Origin of the sequence: Epilithonimonas arachidiradicis (assembly GCF_003610695.1) — a bacterium.
GTDB lineage: Bacteria > Bacteroidota > Bacteroidia > Flavobacteriales > Weeksellaceae > Epilithonimonas > Epilithonimonas arachidiradicis.
Window position 1 is genome coordinate 81540 of sequence record NZ_RAQH01000001.1, and the last position, 17606, is coordinate 99145.

Annotated in this window: 20 protein-coding genes; 6 read left to right on the forward strand and 14 right to left on the reverse strand. The window is 35.4% G+C overall.

Annotated features, from left to right (window positions below; genetic code table 11):
- Position 1 precedes the first annotated feature (1 nt).
- From BXY58_RS00400 to BXY58_RS00410, 3 genes are all read right to left on the reverse strand, one after another.
- The gene (locus BXY58_RS00400; RefSeq protein WP_120211835.1) at positions 2-508 is read right to left on the reverse strand and encodes a rod shape-determining protein MreD; all 507 of its coding nucleotides are present in this window, start codon (positions 506-508) and stop codon (positions 2-4) included.
- A complete protein-coding gene (mreC, locus tag BXY58_RS00405; protein ID WP_120211836.1) occupies positions 498-1352 on the reverse strand; it encodes a rod shape-determining protein MreC in 855 nt (284 codons plus the stop codon). Before mreC ends, BXY58_RS00400 begins: the two co-directional genes overlap by 11 nt.
- Before the next feature lie 88 nt (positions 1353-1440).
- Entirely contained in the window at positions 1441-2466 is a 1026-nt protein-coding gene (locus BXY58_RS00410) for a rod shape-determining protein (protein ID WP_072996932.1), read from the reverse strand.
- Between the two features lie 286 nt (positions 2467-2752).
- On the opposite strand from BXY58_RS00410, the gene hemA reads away from it, so the two are divergent.
- The 5 genes from hemA (at position 2753) to hemE (ending at position 7763) form a co-directional block, all read left to right on the forward strand.
- Positions 2753-4042 carry a glutamyl-tRNA reductase gene (gene hemA / locus BXY58_RS00415; protein ID WP_120211837.1) on the forward strand — a complete coding sequence of 430 codons (1290 nt, stop codon included), beginning with the start codon at positions 2753-2755 and terminating at the stop codon, positions 4040-4042.
- Positions 4011-4919 carry a hydroxymethylbilane synthase gene (gene hemC / locus BXY58_RS00420; protein ID WP_120211838.1) on the forward strand — a complete coding sequence of 303 codons (909 nt, stop codon included), beginning with the start codon at positions 4011-4013 and terminating at the stop codon, positions 4917-4919. The genes hemA and hemC overlap by 32 nt, the downstream gene beginning before the upstream one ends.
- A 104-nt stretch (positions 4920-5023) precedes the next feature.
- Positions 5024-5716, forward strand: coding sequence for a uroporphyrinogen-III synthase (locus BXY58_RS00425; protein WP_120211839.1), 693 nt, complete (start codon positions 5024-5026; stop codon positions 5714-5716).
- 49 nt (positions 5717-5765) lie between these two features.
- Positions 5766-6728 carry a virulence RhuM family protein/type II toxin-antitoxin system death-on-curing family toxin gene (locus BXY58_RS00430; RefSeq protein WP_120211840.1) on the forward strand — a complete coding sequence of 321 codons (963 nt, stop codon included), beginning with the start codon at positions 5766-5768 and terminating at the stop codon, positions 6726-6728.
- A 9-nt stretch (positions 6729-6737) separates the two neighbouring features.
- Entirely contained in the window at positions 6738-7763 is a 1026-nt protein-coding gene (hemE, locus tag BXY58_RS00435; protein ID WP_120211841.1) for a uroporphyrinogen decarboxylase, read from the forward strand.
- A gap of 35 nt (positions 7764-7798) precedes the next feature.
- Here hemE and BXY58_RS00440 read toward each other — a convergent pair whose 3' ends face one another.
- From BXY58_RS00440 to BXY58_RS00450, 3 genes are all read right to left on the reverse strand, one after another.
- A complete protein-coding gene (locus tag BXY58_RS00440) occupies positions 7799-8092 on the reverse strand; it encodes a hypothetical protein (RefSeq protein WP_120211842.1) in 294 nt (97 codons plus the stop codon).
- 103 nt (positions 8093-8195) lie between these two features.
- Entirely contained in the window at positions 8196-8594 is a 399-nt protein-coding gene (locus BXY58_RS00445) for a hypothetical protein (protein WP_120211843.1), read from the reverse strand.
- A gap of 97 nt (positions 8595-8691) precedes the next feature.
- Positions 8692-9180, reverse strand: a complete 489-nt coding sequence (locus BXY58_RS00450; RefSeq protein ID WP_120211844.1) for a YkgJ family cysteine cluster protein — start codon at positions 9178-9180, stop codon at positions 8692-8694.
- A 97-nt stretch (positions 9181-9277) separates the two neighbouring features.
- Here BXY58_RS00450 and BXY58_RS00455 point away from each other — a divergent pair, with 97 nt between their 5' ends.
- Positions 9278-9658 (forward strand): group III truncated hemoglobin, encoded by a 381-nt coding sequence (locus BXY58_RS00455; RefSeq protein WP_120211845.1) that lies wholly within the window; start codon positions 9278-9280, stop codon positions 9656-9658.
- A 247-nt stretch (positions 9659-9905) separates the two neighbouring features.
- Here BXY58_RS00455 and BXY58_RS00460 read toward each other — a convergent pair whose 3' ends face one another.
- From BXY58_RS00460 to BXY58_RS00495, 8 genes are read right to left on the reverse strand one after another with little or no spacing between them, the layout of a single operon-like run.
- Complete coding sequence (locus BXY58_RS00460) at positions 9906-10250, reverse strand: DUF6122 family protein (RefSeq protein ID WP_120211846.1); 345 nt, start codon at positions 10248-10250, stop codon at positions 9906-9908.
- Between the two features lie 4 nt (positions 10251-10254).
- Positions 10255-11478: a hypothetical protein gene (locus tag BXY58_RS00465; protein ID WP_120211847.1), complete on the reverse strand. Its 1224-nt coding sequence runs from the start codon at positions 11476-11478 to the stop codon at positions 10255-10257.
- Positions 11479-13515: a hypothetical protein gene (locus BXY58_RS00470; protein WP_120211848.1), complete on the reverse strand. Its 2037-nt coding sequence runs from the start codon at positions 13513-13515 to the stop codon at positions 11479-11481. It abuts the gene before it with no gap.
- Positions 13516-13528: 13 nt separating this feature from the next.
- Positions 13529-14197: a hypothetical protein gene (locus BXY58_RS00475; protein ID WP_120212500.1), complete on the reverse strand. Its 669-nt coding sequence runs from the start codon at positions 14195-14197 to the stop codon at positions 13529-13531.
- A gap of 56 nt (positions 14198-14253) precedes the next feature.
- Positions 14254-14970 carry a DNA alkylation repair protein gene (locus BXY58_RS00480; RefSeq protein ID WP_120211849.1) on the reverse strand — a complete coding sequence of 239 codons (717 nt, stop codon included), beginning with the start codon at positions 14968-14970 and terminating at the stop codon, positions 14254-14256.
- Positions 14970-15617, reverse strand: coding sequence for a DUF4919 domain-containing protein (locus tag BXY58_RS00485; protein WP_120211850.1), 648 nt, complete (start codon positions 15615-15617; stop codon positions 14970-14972). The genes BXY58_RS00480 and BXY58_RS00485 overlap by 1 nt, the downstream gene beginning before the upstream one ends.
- Positions 15618-15629: 12 nt before the next feature.
- Positions 15630-16265 carry a chloramphenicol acetyltransferase gene (locus tag BXY58_RS00490; RefSeq protein WP_120211851.1) on the reverse strand — a complete coding sequence of 212 codons (636 nt, stop codon included), beginning with the start codon at positions 16263-16265 and terminating at the stop codon, positions 15630-15632.
- Positions 16266-17549 carry a cation:proton antiporter gene (locus BXY58_RS00495; RefSeq protein WP_120211852.1) on the reverse strand — a complete coding sequence of 428 codons (1284 nt, stop codon included), beginning with the start codon at positions 17547-17549 and terminating at the stop codon, positions 16266-16268. It abuts the gene before it with no gap.
- Between the last annotated feature and the right edge of the window lie 57 nt (positions 17550-17606).

Consider the following 17606-nt stretch of genomic DNA (forward strand, 5'->3'; position numbering starts at 1 on the left):
TTCAGACTTTTTGTTTGATTTTAAAGGCTAATGTATAAGCTAATATAAATACAAACGAGATTATACTGGTAACTATTACATTAAATAAAATTTCAAAAAATCTGTCAAGTTTAAAAAACTCGATGTACTGCACCAAAAACTGATGGATAAAAATACTGGTTATGATAAAAAAGATGAACTGTGTCCACTGGATACTTTGGAAAGAGAAAAAATCCGTAGTTGTATCAGTCGATGTTCTGAATATAATTGTTCTAAAATAAGCGATAACCGTTGTTGCAAATGCATTGATTCCCCAAGTCCCTAAGAATGCATCTACACATAATCCCAATAAAAAACTCAATCCTAAAAACTGGAATTGATTTCGGAAAAATGGATAGAACATGACAAAAACAGGATAAAGCACAGGAATGTATTGCCCAAACAAAGCAATTCTATTCAAGATGAAAACCTGAAAAGCCGTGAGCAACGCTATCAAAAGCAAGTCGGATGCAATGTTTCTACTGACCATCTTTTTTAATTTGAGCTTTTAAAGTATCATCTATCTTCTGAACCTCAGATTTTTTAAGGTTTCTTACCACGTAAACGGTGCTCAGCTTTCCTATTTTTTCGCTAAGCTCTACTGAAACATCCCAAAAACCGGTTTTGCTATCCACTTCATAACCGGCAACTGTCCCTACTAGAATCCCGGCAGGGAAAATTGAGGATTTACCATCCGTCACAACAGTATCTCCAACTTTCAGTGGAACGTATTTCGGAATATCAGATAAAGTCATTGTTCGGGAATCATCACCTTTCCAGGATAATGTTCCAAAATAGCCCGATTTTTTAAGCGCAGCACTGATTTTGATTTTGTTCATACTCAAAACCGACTGAACTAACGAATAGTTATCTGTTGTATTGATGACGATTCCGGCAATTCCACGTGGCGCAATCACACCCATTTTGGAACTAACACCTTGCAGACGTCCCCTGTTGATGGTAAAATAATTATCTTTTCTGTTGATGCTGTTGAAAACAACTTCTCCGTCAACGAATGTATAAATCTGTCCGCCGCCAATGGTATCATAGACTCTTCGGAAAACAGGCTTGTCCAACTTTTCCTTTCCGTAAAGTTCTTTCATCAAAGCTTTGTTCTGAGCAACAAGGTCCTCGTTGATTTGCTTCAGTTTCAAATAAGAAGTTCCTTCATCGATGTAACCTGAAACCCAAGAATTGAAGGCCGCTGTTTTTGCCGCCAAAAAACTTTGTTGCATTGAGTTTTTGCTGAATATCAATACAATTGCGACCAATTGTAAGAATATAAAGAACACAAATAATGCATTCTTGGAAAAAAATCTCAGCAAAGCACCCATCTAAGTTATAAATGATAATTGAAAAATTATAAATGACATGTTATTTGACACTGTCAAATTCATCATTCATATTTTACAGATAATTGTATTATTTAATTAGGAAATTGAATTTATCCATATTCTTAAGAGCAATCCCAGTTCCTCTTACAACAGCTCTCAACGGATCCTCTGCCACGAAAACAGGAAGTCCTGTTTTTCTGTGAAGTCTGTCTGCCAAACCTCTCAAAAGAGCGCCACCACCAGCAAGATAAATACCTGTTTTGTAGATATCAGCCGCCAATTCCGGAGGAGTCAAAGAAAGAGTTTCCATGACTGCATCCTCGATTCTGATGATTGATTTATCCAACGCTTTGGCAATTTCTTTATAGTTGACCATAATTTCCTTCGGCTTTCCGGTAATCAAATCACGACCCTGTACAGGAATATCATCAATAGGAACGTCCAGTTCTTCAACAGCTGAACCAACTTCCAGCTTAATTCTTTCAGCCGTTCTTTCCCCGATATATAAATTATGATGCGTTCTTAAGTAATAAGCAATGTCGTTTGTGAAAACATCACCTGCGATTTTCACAGATTTGTCACAAACAATTCCGCCAAGTGCAACCACAGCAATCTCTGTTGTTCCGCCACCTATGTCGATAATCATATTACCTTCCGGTTTCTGAACATCAATCCCAACTCCTATTGCAGCCGCCATTGGCTCATAAATCAAACGAACTTCTTTCGCATTAACTTTCTGGGCAGAATCTCTTACCGCTCTTTTCTCTACTTCAGTAATGCCGGACGGGATACAAATAACAATTCTTAATGCGGGTTGAAAAAGTTTTCCTTTGATACCAGGAATCTGTTTGATAAATTCCTTAATCATATGTTCGGAAGCGTGAAAATCTGCGATAACACCATCCTTCAACGGGCGGATTGTTTTGATATCCTCGTGAGTTTTCCCCTGCATATGTTTTGCCTGTTCTCCAACAGCAATCGGCTTGCCGGATGAGCGCTCTATCGCAACGATAGAAGGCTGATCCACAACGATTTTGTTGTTATGTATAATTAGCGTATTCGCCGTACCTAAGTCAATCGCAATCTCCTGCGTGAACATATCCAATAAACCCATTTCCGTTCAATAATTGTTAAGTTTACAAAGATATAAATTTAGACTCATTCTATATATTGAATTCAAAATATTTTGGTTAAAATTTCCTTAAAATTTGCCCTAAATAAAATGCTCAAAATCTCTAAAAATAACTTCAATTAATTCACCTGCTATAAAACTTTAATATCATTAAATAATTTTTTATATCTCAGATAATTTTAGACAGGTTTTATAGATTTTATCAATTCGGTAAAATGACATTCATCATCAAGCTTAGTTTTAAAAATCGTAAATTTGCCAACTGAAAATGAGTCAAAAAAATAAATTCCATCAAACATCTGATTTTGCCGTTCTCAGCATTAGTTATGAAAAAGCTGATGCGGAAACCCGTGGAAAATTTGCATTTTTTGATGAGCATATCAAATCTTTTGTCAATCAGATCCACGAACAGGATTATGGTGACGCTTTTGTAGTTTCTACCTGCAACAGAACTGAGATTTATTCAACGACCAAAAATTACCTTCATATTGCAGAATTGTACTGCAACACTGTTGGCGTCAGTCTTTCAGAATTTCTGAACTATGTCAACGTTATCCAGCGAGAAGATGCGCTGTTTCATCTTTTCCGTGTGGCCGCAGGTTTGGAGAGCCAGATAATCGGGGATTTTGAGATTGTTTCCCAAATCAAGAACGCCTATCATCGGTTCAAAAAATATAAAGATTTTTCTAATCCATATTTGGAACGTGCGATTAATTCATCCATTCAGATTTCGAAAAGAATTAAAAATGAGACGGGAATCAGCACAGGTACTGCTTCGGTTTCTTATGCTGCCGTTCATTATATATTGAATAATACGAGACACATCCACGAGAAAAACATTTTACTTCTCGGCGTTGGAGAAATTGGACAAAATACAATTGAAAATCTCGTAAAACATATCTATCAGCCTAAAATCAAGATAGCCAACCGTTCTTTTGAAAAAGCGGAAAAAATTGCTGATAAATACAATATTCCACAAATCGATTTCAATAGTTTTCCCGAGGAGCTGAAGCAAACTGATGTTCTGATTGTAGCAACCGGCGCTCAGAAATATATCATTGATGAAACTAATTTTCCAAAAGATAAAGCAATGCTGGTCATCGATTTATCAATCCCGAATAACGTTCAGAAGGAAATTGGAAATTGGGACAATGTGACTTTGATAGATGTGGACCAACTGTCGCAAACCATCAAGGCAACAATGGAACAGCGCAAGAAGGAAATCCCAAAAGCTGAAGGTATTATCAAGGAAATGGCGAAGGAGTTTGTGGAATGGGAGAAAAAGAGAAAGCTGGCACCCAACATCAATCATTTTAAGAATACGCTGAAAAAAATCGAAGAAAATGAGATGCACAACATCCATAAAAAATTCAATTATGCGAAGATTGAAGATATGGAATTGTCTAACAAGCTGGTGCAGAAACTAACCAATCGATTTGCAAAATACATCCTGGAAAATCCTTTGCGGGCTGATGAAGTGACAAAACTAATGGAAGAAATCCTTGATATCCATAAACAAGAATCTGATGAACACAATAAGAATAGGGACGAGAAATAGTCCGCTTGCAATGTGGCAGGCTCACGAAGTTGAATCAAAACTTAATGCATTAGGTTTTGAAACCGAGATTGTTCCTATCCTGAGTTCCGGGGACAAAAATCTTGACCAACCGCTTTATGCACTTGGGATTACCGGCGTTTTCACGAAAGATCTGGATATCGCTTTATTGAATAAGGAAATTGATATTGCCGTACATTCTCTAAAAGATGTTCCGACACAATTGCCACAAAACATTCAAATTACTGCTGTTTTGGAAAGAGATTTCCCGGAAGATGTTTTGGTGAGAAATAATGATTCAGAACCTTTGGATTTAGAAGTTTTGAAAATCGCAACCAGCAGTTTGAGGAGACGGGCTTTTTGGCTGAAAGAATTTCCTGAAACCGAATTCACAGACATCAGAGGTAATGTTCAGACCCGTCTGAAAAAATTGGATGACGGCATTGCCAACGCTACGATTTTTTCTTTGGCAGGAATCAAGAGAATGAATCTGGATGTTCATTATGAGCCGATTCCGTTCTTATTGCAAGCACCTTCGCAAGGTGTAGTTGCGATTGCAAGTTTGTCTGATAATGAAGAATTAAACGAATCTTTAAAATCAATTTCTCATCAAGAAACTGAAATCTGCGTGACGATAGAACGGGAGTTCCTGAAAACCCTTGAAGGTGGTTGTACTGCTCCAATTGGAGCAAAAGCTGAAATGGTTAACGGACAAATTAGATTCCTCGGAAGACTTTGTTCGCTTGACGGGAAAAACTGTATCGAAACGGATGAAATTTTTGATTGGAACGATTCCGAAAACTTTGGCGAAAAATTAGCCAACAAAGTTTTAGAAAACGGTGGAAAAGAATTGATGGAGGAAATTAAAAAATCTTTGTAATTTTTAAACCACAAAGACGCAAAGAATTTCACAAAGCACACAATTGAAAATAAAGCGTTGTGTTCTTCGGGAAAACTTTGTGTACCTTGTGTTAAAATCCCATAATGAAAATCCTTTTTACAAAATCACTGGATCAAGAAAAAGTTTCTGAGAAGTTGGGAGCTGTCACATTGAGCGGAGTCGAAGTGTCGGTCGATTTTGTAGAAGTGATTAAAACCGAATTTATCAAAACTAAATCCTTCGGTTTAAAAAATAGTTCTTTGATCTTCACAAGCGTGAATGGTGTGAAAGCATTTTTCGAAAACGGATTTTTACCAAACGAAAATTTTACTGAACCCAAAAATTACAACAAAATCTACGTTGTTGGTTCGCAAACCAAAAAGGAACTAAGAAAGTATAATTTCGGAACTTTTAAGCTTTGTAAAAATGCAAATGAGTTATCTCACTTCATCACCGAAAATTCTGTGAATGAAAAATTCCTGCATTTTTGCGGGAACATTGCACTTGACATCTTAGATGAGAAATTGCCACTGCAAAATATTTCTTACAAAAAAATCCCTGTTTATAAGACCGAACTACTCTATCCGAAAATCGATGAGAAATATCAGGCGATAGTTTTCTTCAGTCCGAGCGGAGTTCGTAGTTTTGTGAAGTTTAATCAATTGGATGGTATGAAGATTTTTTCGATTGGAAAAACCACAACTTCTGAATTAGAAAAACTAACTGATAATAAAATAATTACAAGCTCGAAAAATACTTTAGCTGATTTGTTGAATTTGATTAAAATTAATATTTAAAATCAACTGTTGCATATTTTGCAATAGCTCAAGTTCCAGTGATTTGATAATGAAATCTATAGAAATTTATACTTCCTCAAGTGGTAATACTCAAATTGAAGTTCAGTTTGAGAAAGATACCGTTTGGTTAAGTCTTAATCAAATTTCAGAACTTTTTCAAAGAGATAAATCCGTAATATCTAGACACTTATCAAATATATTCAAAGAGGAAGAATTAGAAAAAAAATCAGTTGTTGCAAAATATGCAACAACTGCTTTGGATGGCAAAACTTATCAAGTTGACTATTACAATTTAGATGCAATCTTATCTGTTGGTTATCGAGTTAATTCCAAACAAGGAACACAATTTAGAATTTGGGCTTCTCAAAGACTGAAAGACTATCTATTAGAAGGTGTAAGCATTAATACCAAAAGATTACAGGAACTCGAAAAGATTATCAATATAATAGAAAATGCTGAATCGACCGAGCTCAGTCATCTTTCTGAAGCTAAAGGATTGCTTAACATTTTAAACAATTATACAAAAAGTTTTATTCTACTTAATCAATTTGACAGCTCTTCATTAGAACTTAATCACCTTGAAGAGAATATCACTTACGAGATTGATTACAATGAGTCCGTTTTAGCGATTGAAGTTCTAAAAAAAGAATTAATAAAAAAGAAAGAAGCCTCTGAACTTTTTGGAAATCAAAAAGATAAAACTTTCGAAGGAATATTGAAAAGTATTACTCAGACGTTCGACAGCCAATATTTGTATCCGACCATTGAAGAACAAGCTTCTAATTTATTATATTTTATTATTAAAAATCATCCATTTTCTGATGGTAACAAGAGAATTGGAGCTTTTATTTTCATTTGGTTTCTAGAAAAAAACAAACATCTCCTTAAAAAAAATGGAGAAAAAAAAATCAACGATAATGCGTTAACCGCTTTGGCATTACTGATTGCACAAAGTAATCCTAACGATAAAGAATTAATGATAAAATTAATTTGTAATCTGATTACAAACTAAACTATAAAAATGATTAAAAACGACCTATATTTAAAGGCACTTCGCGGAGAAACCGTGGAAAGACCGCCAGTCTGGATGATGAGACAAGCCGGAAGGTACTTGCCGGAATTCATCGCTTTGCGTGACCAATATGACTTTTTCACAAGATGTCAAACGCCGGAATTGGCTTCGGAAATCACGGTTCAACCGATTAGAAGATTTCCTCTGGATGCCGCGATTTTGTTCTCCGATATTTTGGTAGTTCCACAGGCAATGGGCATCGATTTCAAAATGAAAGAATCGGTTGGGCCTTGGCTGGATGAACCTATCAGAACCGCTCAACAAGTTGACAACGTCATTGTTCCTGATGTGAATGACACTTTGGGTTACGTTTTTGATGCGATAGAAATGACCTTGGAAAAATTGGACAACGAGATTCCGTTGATTGGATTTGCTGGTTCGCCTTGGACGATTTTCTGTTATTGTATCGAAGGTAGAGGCTCAAAGGATTTCAATATTGCGAAATCATTTTGTTTTCTGCAACCAGAAGCAGCGCATAAATTATTGCAGAAAATCACAGATACAACAATTGCTTACCTTAAAAGAAAAGTGGAGAAAGGTGTTTCTGCTGTTCAGGTTTTTGATTCTTGGGGCGGAATGCTTTCGCCGGCGGATTATCAGGAATTTTCCTGGCAATATATCAATCAAATTGTTGAAGCGCTGGCGCCATTGACTCACGTTGTCGTATTCGGGAAAGGTTGCTGGTTTGCCTTAGATGAAATGACAAAATCTAAAGCGTCTGCAGTCGGCGTGGACTGGACAATCACACCTGAATTAGCGAGACAATTCACAAATAATGCTGTGACTTTGCAGGGGAATTTTGACCCGTCAAGACTGCACTCAAAACCGGAAGTCATCAGATCAATGGTTCACGAGATGATTAACCGTTTTGGAAAGGATAAATACATCGTCAACCTCGGACACGGGATTTTACCGAATATTCCTGTAGAAAATGCCGAAGCCTTCATCAAGGCAGTGGTTGAGTGGAAATCATAAATCACAAAAAAACCAGAGCGAACTGCTCTGGTTTTTTATTCTGTTTGTCCTGGCCGTGGATGTATCTGTGATGGTTTAGTAGCTTCATCGGTCAGCCCATCTCCGTGTGGTGCATCCGGTTTGGTTATGTTCTCGTCTGCTTTCTTTTGCCTGTGTTCTATATTAGCAGTATCCACCATTTTCGGTGCATTATTTTGTTTGACATACTTTTTAGACCTCAATTCAACATTTTTTGTGGTTGATTTTGTTTCAGTTTTCTTTGTCGTTTGAGCAGTTATAAAAACTGTACCGAAAGCTAAGGCAGCAACGGTTGTGATTATCTTTTTCATATTGTTTATTTTGATGATTTTAACAAAGCCAAATATCAAACCAATTTTTATAAAATAAAAAGACCAGAGCAATTATACTCTGGTCTTTTTTAAGTTTAAAATCCTATCTTGGTGGATTTGGATTGGTAGGACTATTTGGCCCTAAAGGTTGTTGAGGATTGGTAGAATTGTTTGGATTTGTCGGACTTGGATTCTGCAAAGTTCCATTATTTGGTAAGGTGTTGTTCGGGCTTTGCATTGTTCCATTATCCGGCAAAGTTTGCTTTTGTCTCAGTCTGTCCGGATTGCTCTGCATTTTTGACCTGTTATTGATAGTTGCAGTATCAACCGTCCTGTTCATTCCGTTGGGTTGAACCGTTTGGGGAGCTTTCTGATTCATTTTGTCCATCTTTTTCTCCTTACTCGTCTTATTTGTTCTCGAGGTGTCTTGTGGCGGTGTTACCTGTGCGGTAACAAACATAGCTCCGAAAATCATCAGACCGCCTGCTATTAACTTTTTCATAATACTTTTATTTAGTGTTGATTATCAACACCAAACATTAAACCAATATTATGTTAAATTCGGAAATTATAAGATTTTTGGGAAAACTTTAGGACAATTATTTTTCTAAAATAGCTCTCATTTTTTCCACAAAAACATATGTTGCGGGACAAATCAAAGTATTTTTGAGTGTAAGATTATTAATCTGATAGATTTTTTTCCGGTCTGTGTGCGGATATTCTCTACAAGCTTTTGGACGGACATCATAGATTGAGCAAGTATTGTCGTCATTCAGGAAAAAGCAAGGTAAGTTTTGGAGCACTTTGTCGTGGTCTTCATCTACTCTCAGAAATTTAGATTCAAAATCGGCTTGCTTCATCCGCAGGTGTTTTGAGATTCTTTCGATATCTTTTTCGGTATAAAGCGGACCTGTAGTTTTACAGCAATTCGCACAACTGAGACAATCGATTTTTTCAAATGTTTCTTCGTGCTTTTCCAAAACCAAATAGTCCAGATTTTTAGGCGGTTTCTTTTTGAGTCCTTCTAAAAACTTTTTATGCTCTTTTTGTTTTTGTTGCGCCTGCTTTTTATATAAATCAAGGTCCATTTTGCAAAATTAATGGTTTTTTGAACAAAAGCTGACATTAATCTTATTTCCAGCTTATTCAAAAAGCGATAACTTTGATCGAACAAAATATCGGATTATGAAAGATATTACAACCAGAGCTGATGTGGAGTTTCTTGTGAAAGCGTTCTATGACCAGGTTATTAAAGATGATGTGATAGGATTCTTTTTTACGGATGTAGCAAAAATTGACCTCGGCAAGCATCTTCTGAAAATGTATAATTTCTGGGAAAGTATTCTTTTAGGGAATCCTGTTTATGAAGGTCATCCAATGGCGAAACACTTTCCAATCAATGAAGTTTCGGCTATGGAAGAAAAACATTTTAATCGTTGGTTACAGATTTGGGAGAAAACGGTTCACGATAATTTTGAAGGCGAAAATGCTGAAAACGCCATCGCAAGAGCGCTGAATATCGCCAGAATTATGAGCTTCAAAATGTCGAATGCTAGAAGAAATTAGAGTTTTTTAAACGCAAAGTCCACAAAGTTTTTTTTTAAAATCACTAAATGCTTTAAGGTTTGCAAAGGCGTAAAACTTATCAAAAAAACACACTTCTGAACGTTGAATCGCACGCAGCCCGACTTGAGCGGAAATCCTTTTTTGCGTGTACAAAAGTTATTGAACCTGAAATTGTCTGCAAAAAAGATTGGGAGCCCTTCGACAAGCTCACGATAAACTACAGGCGGATTAAGCTGCCCTAATAATTTCAAAAACTCAGATGATGTAACTGGCAATCTATCCAATCCGTCAACATATGAAAGAGCAAACCAACGCCAATAATTCTTGGAATGCCTCTAAAAAATAACAGCAGAAAATATACGCCCATCGCCCAATAGGTATGAAACGGATGAAAATTGATACTGCATCTGTCCGGTGCAAAAATCGGTGTGCTGAGCAAATGATCCGCATCTACGAGCATTGTCCCAAGCATTATGAAATAAGCTTTTTTCCAATCTTTCTTAAAAAAAACGTAAGCCAACACAACTGGAAAACCAAAATGCAGAAAATAATGGATGATTGTTTTTAATGTTAGAATGTCAGAAAGATTCATTGAGCTAGCGTAAATAGAATGGCAACTTATTGTTTTTGAATTTCAGTTTTATCTCATAATAATCTGCTTTGTTGCCGTAGAAAACATAGTCCAAATCCGAGATTGCCTTAGCTTCGGACTTTGAAATGGAACCAATCAACGAAACTAACAGATCACTATTTCTGATAAAAACATAACTGCCGGAAAGTTTTTGAGGCTGTTCGATCTGATTTCTAAGCGATCTTATGACAATCTCATTCCCTTTTTGTTCTATAAGATTGGGTTGAAAAGGAATTGCTGTGAACTGATTTTGTGCATTAATCCATTTTTTATCCTGAAAACGGGACCAGAGCTTTTGGGGTTCCCAACTCTCAAAATTGATAGAATAGTTAGGTTGTACCAGCTTCTGATAGCTGACTTTTTCAATCTGGTTAAAATTCTCATCGTAACTGTAGCTTACAATTTTATCATTGACCATTTCCAAATCAGCGACGGCTGCAATTGAATTAATCTGAACAGAATCATCAACACCTTTACAGAATATCTCCGACGCTATTTTAGCATTTTTAGAATCCAGATGAAGTTGAAGAAACTGAGCCTGCTTTTCAAGATCTGCAACAGTTGATGAAAAAACATCATTAACAGTTTTGGTTTTGATCTCGATGTTGTCGTCATTCAGATAGACCGCAAAATTGTGAATCTTGGATTTTGCAAAATAAGAAACACTCGCAACCGTATTATTAATCAATTGATCGGCGTAGAAGTTTTTGTTTTTAGAATTAAGAATCAAACGCGATCTCTCATTAAAACCCGAATTGGAAAAACCTACGACACATCTCGAAGACTCAACCTTTACTGAAATTTGATCTTTTTTATAGAGACTGTTTTCTGCGGATTTGAATCCTTGATTTTTCAAAAATTTAAGCAAATCATCTTTATTAGTAATTTCAAAAATACTGTACCATTCGGAAAAAGCGGTATCTTTCAAATGAAAAATCTGGATATAGTCTGGTATTTTGACTCCTGCTTGGGTTAATGAAACTTTATTGCCCGATTCTTTGAACCATTGGGAAGGATTTTTAAACCAATCCAGAAAATATTGCTCCTTCGTTTTTTTGACATCTATCAGAACCACAACATCTGTATTTTGAGGTATCAGCTTCAAATCTTTGTCCTTGAGAGACCAGAAAAAATAGCCGACGACAGCAACCAAAATGACGAGTACAAAAAGGAATATTCTAATTTTCATCTACAGCGACACTGTTTTTACAGAATCCATATTTTTCATAATATCACGACAAAAATCAAAGAAATACATCAAACTGTTTTCCGAAGAATTAGGTGTTGTATAATTGATTTCTGTCTCGATGCTTCCTTTTTTCGGTTCCGATTTGAAATCGATATCGCCCATATTTTTTCTGAGAAGATCCATCGTTTTCTTGTCAGATGTTGTTTTGAATTCCTGCTCCAGACCATTCAAGAATCTTTTCATATCCATTCTTCCGGAAACCGGAAACTTGGCTGTATCTTTTGCCAGTTTCTCCGCCATCACAGATTGTTTCTTAACAGCCAGGTTAGCTGGAGAAGTTGTGAGATAGACGATTCCATCTTTTGCCGTAAAGCAAAGCTGATCGATATAGGTACTATTTTTGGCATCATTTTTAAAGAAATAAATATCACCGTTTCTCATAAATTTCTCAGACAACTCTTTGCTGGAAGTCAACACGTTGAACACTCTTTTCCAGTAATTTTCATTCTCTGTTGCAAAAGCAAATGTAAAATCCGGAACCACAACATCTTTCATCTTTTTGATTTCTTTGCTGTTGTAGTTTTCATCATATTCGTAATCCGTGTACTCTACTTTTTTGGTGTTGAGCTCATTCAGAACAAAGATTCCGTTGCCTGGCGCAATTTTAGAAATCGCTTCTTCGTCCAGTACAATTTTTACGGTTTCCAATACAAGTTCCAGTTCTTTCTGATATTTGGAATTATCATCAGAATTATTCTCAAAGAAACTGTACATCAAGTCAAAATACTTGTATCCATCGATATTGATAGCGTAATAACCTATACTTTTGTCATTGATCAAAGCTGTCAGTTTTTTATTCTTTTTGTCTTTGTAAACCGCAGCCATATTTTTCTGAATCTCGGCATTCTTATGTTGATAATTGCTGATCAACCTCACTTTATTCTTTTCAAAATAAAGATTGTAGAAAGTATTAGAATTATAAAAATTATCGATAAAACCGCCTAATTTGTAAGTACTCATCATTTTTTTGTAAATCCCATTTTGGAAAACCTCACCATAATTAAGGAAAGCAAAAACATCCGAGTTCTGATCCTGGAAGGCAACCATTTCTTTCGGAACTTCTATCTCTTCTCCAGAATTGAAATAGCGGTCAAAATCCATTTCAGCCAAGGATTTTAGAATCTTAAAATCTGCAGCTTTTATAGAATCCAACTCTTTCCGATAAGCCAGATCTTCCGCTTCCTCATCATATTCTTCTGTAGGTTTTGCGGATGCAATCTCTTCAGGTTCGGCCGTTTCCGTATTTTTTTCTTCCGGATATTTGTGATGCTTTTCAAGATACTTGATATCCTTTTGGATGCGCGCAATTTCCTGTTGATGTTCTTTGATATCTTCTCTCTGATACTTGATTTCGTCCTTCAGATATTTGATTTCTTCTTTGTAATCAAATGGTTTTTCTGGCTCATAATAAGCTGAATCAATAGCAACTGAATCAACGTCCATCGCAACAGAATCTACGACTACAACAGCGCTATCTGCAACTTTGTCATCCCAAAAATCGTTCGGAATTTTTTTGGTGTAAGTGATTAGACTCATCACCGCTTTTTTATCATTCCACGCAACAAAAGATTCATTATTAAGATTAACGTAAGAATATTTGTCTTTTTTGGTTACTTCCAATTCTTTTTTGGCAGAAGTATTCAGGAAATTCAGGAATTTTTTAGAATCTTTCAAAATCAAATGTGCTGTATAAGTTTTCACAGTATCATTGAAAGTAGCATAATGATACTGCTTTGCATCATTTTCTATCCCAACATCAGAAAAGTCTTTCCAGGTTGGTTTTTCAGTACTATTTTTATTTAATTCTTGAAGAATTGGATTGAGTTTCTGCCAGTCAACTTTGCCATTCAACTGTTTTCCATTGACCTCCATATAAAACAAAACATTGTCCGGAACCTGAATTCTGCTTTGCGAAATAGCAAAACTGAAACAGAATAATAAAAATAGGAATAGAACTTTCTGTAAACTTGATTTCATAGTTTGTTGTTTTTTATTGCAGCGTAATAGTATTTTGAACTTGTTTTTTCTGAAGGATAAAATCTAAAATTGTTCCATCCAATTTTATTGCTTTTTTGTTGGGTGAGATTTTATATTCAGAATTGGTTTGAGATTTTATCAGATTTTCGAATTGTAAAATCGATGTGTAAGTCGCATTAGTAAAGACTTCTTTATCTGCAGAACTCATTTTATCATATTCGGTTTTGAAACTGGAAATTTTATTTCTCACCAATATTTTCTCCGATGAATTATTTTTATAAAGCTGAGTCGGAATCATTTTTCCAATAACATTTTTAGATTTCAACAATTCCAAACCAGCATTGATATTTTCAATTTTCTTGAAATTACAACTCAGTTTAATAATATAATTTTCTGCATCGAAAGACGTCTTCACATTACTGATTCCCGAAACAGTTTTGAAAATAGCAGAAGCGTCATTCAGTTTTTTATCGATTTCTGATTTCTTGGGAACTTTTTTACCATTGATGGTTTCCATTTTGGAGATAGATTGCAGGCGTGTTTTACTTTTGCTGGCATTCAGAATTACAGAATATTCTCCGCTTCCATCAGCTTTCAAACTAATTTTATCGATGATATCAAAGCAACTTGTCAAGCTGAGAAAAACAAAGAAAATAAAACTATATTTTAAAATAAATTTCACAGTGTAGATGTTTAGTAAACTAATTTTTATGAGTAATTTCGGGAAAATGTTGATTCTCAAATTCTACCTTTCAAATAATCTTGCCGAAGTTGTTCATCTAATTTTTCAATGGCATAACGCAGGCAAGTTCTTGGCATTTCTTTATAATGAAGATCCAGAAAGTTCAACAATTCGGTTTCGTTCATTTTTCCCATTTCGCGAAGAAGCCAGCCGTTGGCTTTGTGCATCAAATCGTGTGGATGTTTCAAATTTTTCAAGGCAAATGTTTTCGTCGGTTCAAATTCTCTTTTCTTAATGTGAAACATTGTTCCAACAATTGCCATCCGTTTTTCCCACATATCATCAGAATCTGACAGTTTTTCAAGAATTTTAGAATCTTGATTTTCAAAACAGTACCGACCCAAAATTTTATAACACGATGTATCAACCAAATCCCAGTTATTGATGTGTTTTGTATGTTTCAGATAAAAATCGATGATTTCTTTTTGCTGAATTTTATCCTTAATCTTCTCGAATTTGTAAACCAATATCAATAAAGAAGTCAAACGATGTTCGTGGATTTTGGAAGACAACAATTCACTTAATTCTTCAAGAGAAATCTTATTGTAAAATTCTTTTGCTACTATTCTTTGGTCCGGAACAGTTACGCCGATAAATACATCACCTTCGCCATATTCGCCTTTTCCCGTTTTGAAAAATCTGGGAAAGAATTCTGCTTTTTCGGGAATAGCAAGAACCTGGAGAGCTTGTTTTATATCGTCTAATATTTCCATCAAAATCCGCCGACCAATTTTATATAAATTTTAGAATCTCCAACCGAATAAGTTGTTAATATGCTTCCATCTGCCAAATCTGTCATTTTTTGCTTAAAGTCAGAAGGTTTTGAGGCTCTTGGCAAACTTGAGATTTTACTTATCATATCTCCAGCACGTATAACACATATTGGAGAATCTTCTGATTTTCCTGTGCCACTATTTTCTATAGTTTGGTCTATTAAATCATTTTGTAAATAATATAAATCGCTCTTCTCTTTATTACCTAAAGCTTTGTAAATATAAGATAATTCTAAAGCAACACCTTTTAACAATGGATTCTTATTATATTTTGTCTGAGCATCTTCAACAATTTTCAAAGCTTTATTTTTTGACATTCCTAATTTTGCCAATTTCCAAATCTTTTCATAATCCTGATTATAATCTCGCATTTGATATTCAGACTCTATAAACCTGCTTCCGTAATACATTTGATTCAATTCTTGCTGAGTCAGTTTAGCAGGTTCCATTTTGAAGATTTCTAAATAATCGTAATAATAAGTTTTAGGGTTTTCTAAAACTTTTTTTTTAATTTCTTCAGTATTGATCTGACAAAAAGCAGATACATAAAGAAGTAAACTAAAGAAAACTATTATTTGTTTCATCATTAAATGGAAATTTTAATATTTTTTCAAATTTAATTGATTCTGAAATTCTTCCAAATATTTTGCAAGATGAAAACCATCCATCAAACCGTGATGCGCTTCCACAGAAATCGGCAACATTTTCCGTCCATTCTTTTCAGAGAATTTTCCAAAGACAATTTTAGGAATTGATTCTTTTGGGTCAAAATCTGTCGGATGAAGCAAACCTGTAAAATTGGTCCAAGGCATTGTAGAATGTCGAATATGATTTGGTGGCAATTCCTCATTTCTGATTCTTAAACCTGTTGAATTCTGAACCTCATCAATTTCTTTCTGTAAATTTTGGTTAAATATTTGAAAATCATCAGAATATTCGAAGTAAGAGAAGCCAAACGTTCCGTCATTTCTCCCAATCGTAGAACCAACGTGAACGATATCAAATGCTATAACTTCATCATTTACAATTCTATAACCAAATTCCTCTACCGAATTAATGGCCTTCATCGATTTATGAAGATAATGGGCGAAGAAAGATTGGTTGTTATCTTTGGCTAATTGATAAGTTTCTGTACAATCTACTTCGGTAACGATTCCAAAATAAGGACTTTTCATCCCGGAAAAAAATTCGAAATGTTCTTTTCTTTTCCAGTGTTTTATATCGATAACTTTCATTTAATGAGTCTCTTCAAGAGTTTGTTCAATGATTTTTTCTTCGGTAGCAATTTTCTTAGGGTTCGCAACTTTCGCAATCGTCAATCCTTGAACTATAATTGAAAACACAACTACACAATAAGTAATACTAATTATAATTTGACTATATTCATTCACAGGAATCGATAAAGCTAAAGCAATGGAAACACCACCCCGGATTCCGCCCCAGACCAAAACCTTCACAGTCTGCGGACTGAATCGGTATTTGAAAGCCATAAATTTTGTCGGAAGGAAAATGGCTACCCAACGCGCCAATAAAACGATTAGAATACAAATTCCACCTGCTACTAAATATTCATTTAAGTCTTTGATTAACAACAATTCAAACCCGATAAACAGGAATAGAACAGCGTTCATAATTTCGTCAATCAATTCCCAAAATTTGATGAGATAGTCTTGCGTCTCTGATTTCATTTTGAAACTTTCGCTGAAATTTCCCATAAATAATCCGGCAGCAACCATCGCCAAAGGCGCAGAAATGTGCATTTCTCGGGCAATCAGATAACCACCCATAACCACTGATAATGTGATCAATACAGAAATTATATAATCATCCACAACACGCATTGCTCTGGACGCCGAATAACCGAGAAGAACACCAAGAAGCAAACCGCCACCCGCTTCACGAAGCAAAAGCAACCCGATATTTTCGACATTCAAATCGATCTCTTTACCTATAGCCAGTTGTAATATAACTGTGAAAACCACGACCGCCATACCGTCATTGAACAGAGATTCGCCTGCTACTTTGGTTTCTAACGATTTGGAGACATTCGCTTGCTTTAGGATACTGAGAACCGCAACGGGATCAGTCGGCGAAATTAATGCGCCAAAAACCAAACAATAAATCAAAGGCATCTGAACACCTACCAGCGGCAAAAGATAATATGTTCCAAAACCGACCGCAAATGTTGAAATGATAACACCAACTGTTGAAAAAATGACAACCGGACCAAACTGTTCTTTCAGATCTTTGATATTGACGTGGATTCCTCCTGCAAAAAGCAGGAAGTTCAACATCGCGCCCATCAAAACCTCAGTAAAATCGAAGTTGTTGATCAACCTGGTAAGATGACTTGTTGTTTTGGGTAAAAAATTGTCCCCAGATGCAACCAATGTTACAGAAACGATAATCGCAATGACCATTATCCCGATTGTACTTGGTAGTTTGAGAACCCTATAATTAATGTAAGCAAATAACGATGCTAAAACGATAAGAACTGAAAATGAGTAATATAACTCCATTTATTTTTTATTTTTAAACACAAAGACTCAAAGTTTCCACAAAAGTCTCAAGGTTAT

Coding starts and splice junctions, on each gene's coding strand:
- BXY58_RS00450 (WP_120211844.1), bottom strand. CDS start 9,180: ATGGACCTTGATTTATATAAAAAGCAGGCGCAACAAAAACAAAAAGAG.
- hemC (WP_120211838.1), top strand. CDS start 4,011: ATGAACACAATAAGAATAGGGACGAGAAATAGTCCGCTTGCAATGTGG.
- BXY58_RS00400 (WP_120211835.1), bottom strand. CDS start 508: ATGGTCAGTAGAAACATTGCATCCGACTTGCTTTTGATAGCGTTGCTC.
- hemE (WP_120211841.1), top strand. CDS start 6,738: ATGATTAAAAACGACCTATATTTAAAGGCACTTCGCGGAGAAACCGTG.
- BXY58_RS00440 (WP_120211842.1), bottom strand. CDS start 8,092: ATGAAAAAGATAATCACAACCGTTGCTGCCTTAGCTTTCGGTACAGTT.
- mreC (WP_120211836.1), bottom strand. CDS start 1,352: ATGGGTGCTTTGCTGAGATTTTTTTCCAAGAATGCATTATTTGTGTTC.
- BXY58_RS00445 (WP_120211843.1), bottom strand. CDS start 8,594: ATGAAAAAGTTAATAGCAGGCGGTCTGATGATTTTCGGAGCTATGTTT.
- BXY58_RS00480 (WP_120211849.1), bottom strand. CDS start 14,970: ATGGAAATATTAGACGATATAAAACAAGCTCTCCAGGTTCTTGCTATT.
- BXY58_RS00455 (WP_120211845.1), top strand. CDS start 9,278: ATGAAAGATATTACAACCAGAGCTGATGTGGAGTTTCTTGTGAAAGCG.
- BXY58_RS00410 (WP_072996932.1), bottom strand. CDS start 2,466: ATGGGTTTATTGGATATGTTCACGCAGGAGATTGCGATTGACTTAGGT.
- BXY58_RS00495 (WP_120211852.1), bottom strand. CDS start 17,549: ATGGAGTTATATTACTCATTTTCAGTTCTTATCGTTTTAGCATCGTTA.
- BXY58_RS00465 (WP_120211847.1), bottom strand. CDS start 11,478: ATGAAAATTAGAATATTCCTTTTTGTACTCGTCATTTTGGTTGCTGTC.
- BXY58_RS00470 (WP_120211848.1), bottom strand. CDS start 13,515: ATGAAATCAAGTTTACAGAAAGTTCTATTCCTATTTTTATTATTCTGT.
- hemA (WP_120211837.1), top strand. CDS start 2,753: ATGAGTCAAAAAAATAAATTCCATCAAACATCTGATTTTGCCGTTCTC.
- BXY58_RS00460 (WP_120211846.1), bottom strand. CDS start 10,250: ATGAATCTTTCTGACATTCTAACATTAAAAACAATCATCCATTATTTT.
- BXY58_RS00490 (WP_120211851.1), bottom strand. CDS start 16,265: ATGAAAGTTATCGATATAAAACACTGGAAAAGAAAAGAACATTTCGAA.
- BXY58_RS00430 (WP_120211840.1), top strand. CDS start 5,766: ATGAAATCTATAGAAATTTATACTTCCTCAAGTGGTAATACTCAAATT.
- BXY58_RS00425 (WP_120211839.1), top strand. CDS start 5,024: ATGAAAATCCTTTTTACAAAATCACTGGATCAAGAAAAAGTTTCTGAG.
- BXY58_RS00485 (WP_120211850.1), bottom strand. CDS start 15,617: ATGATGAAACAAATAATAGTTTTCTTTAGTTTACTTCTTTATGTATCT.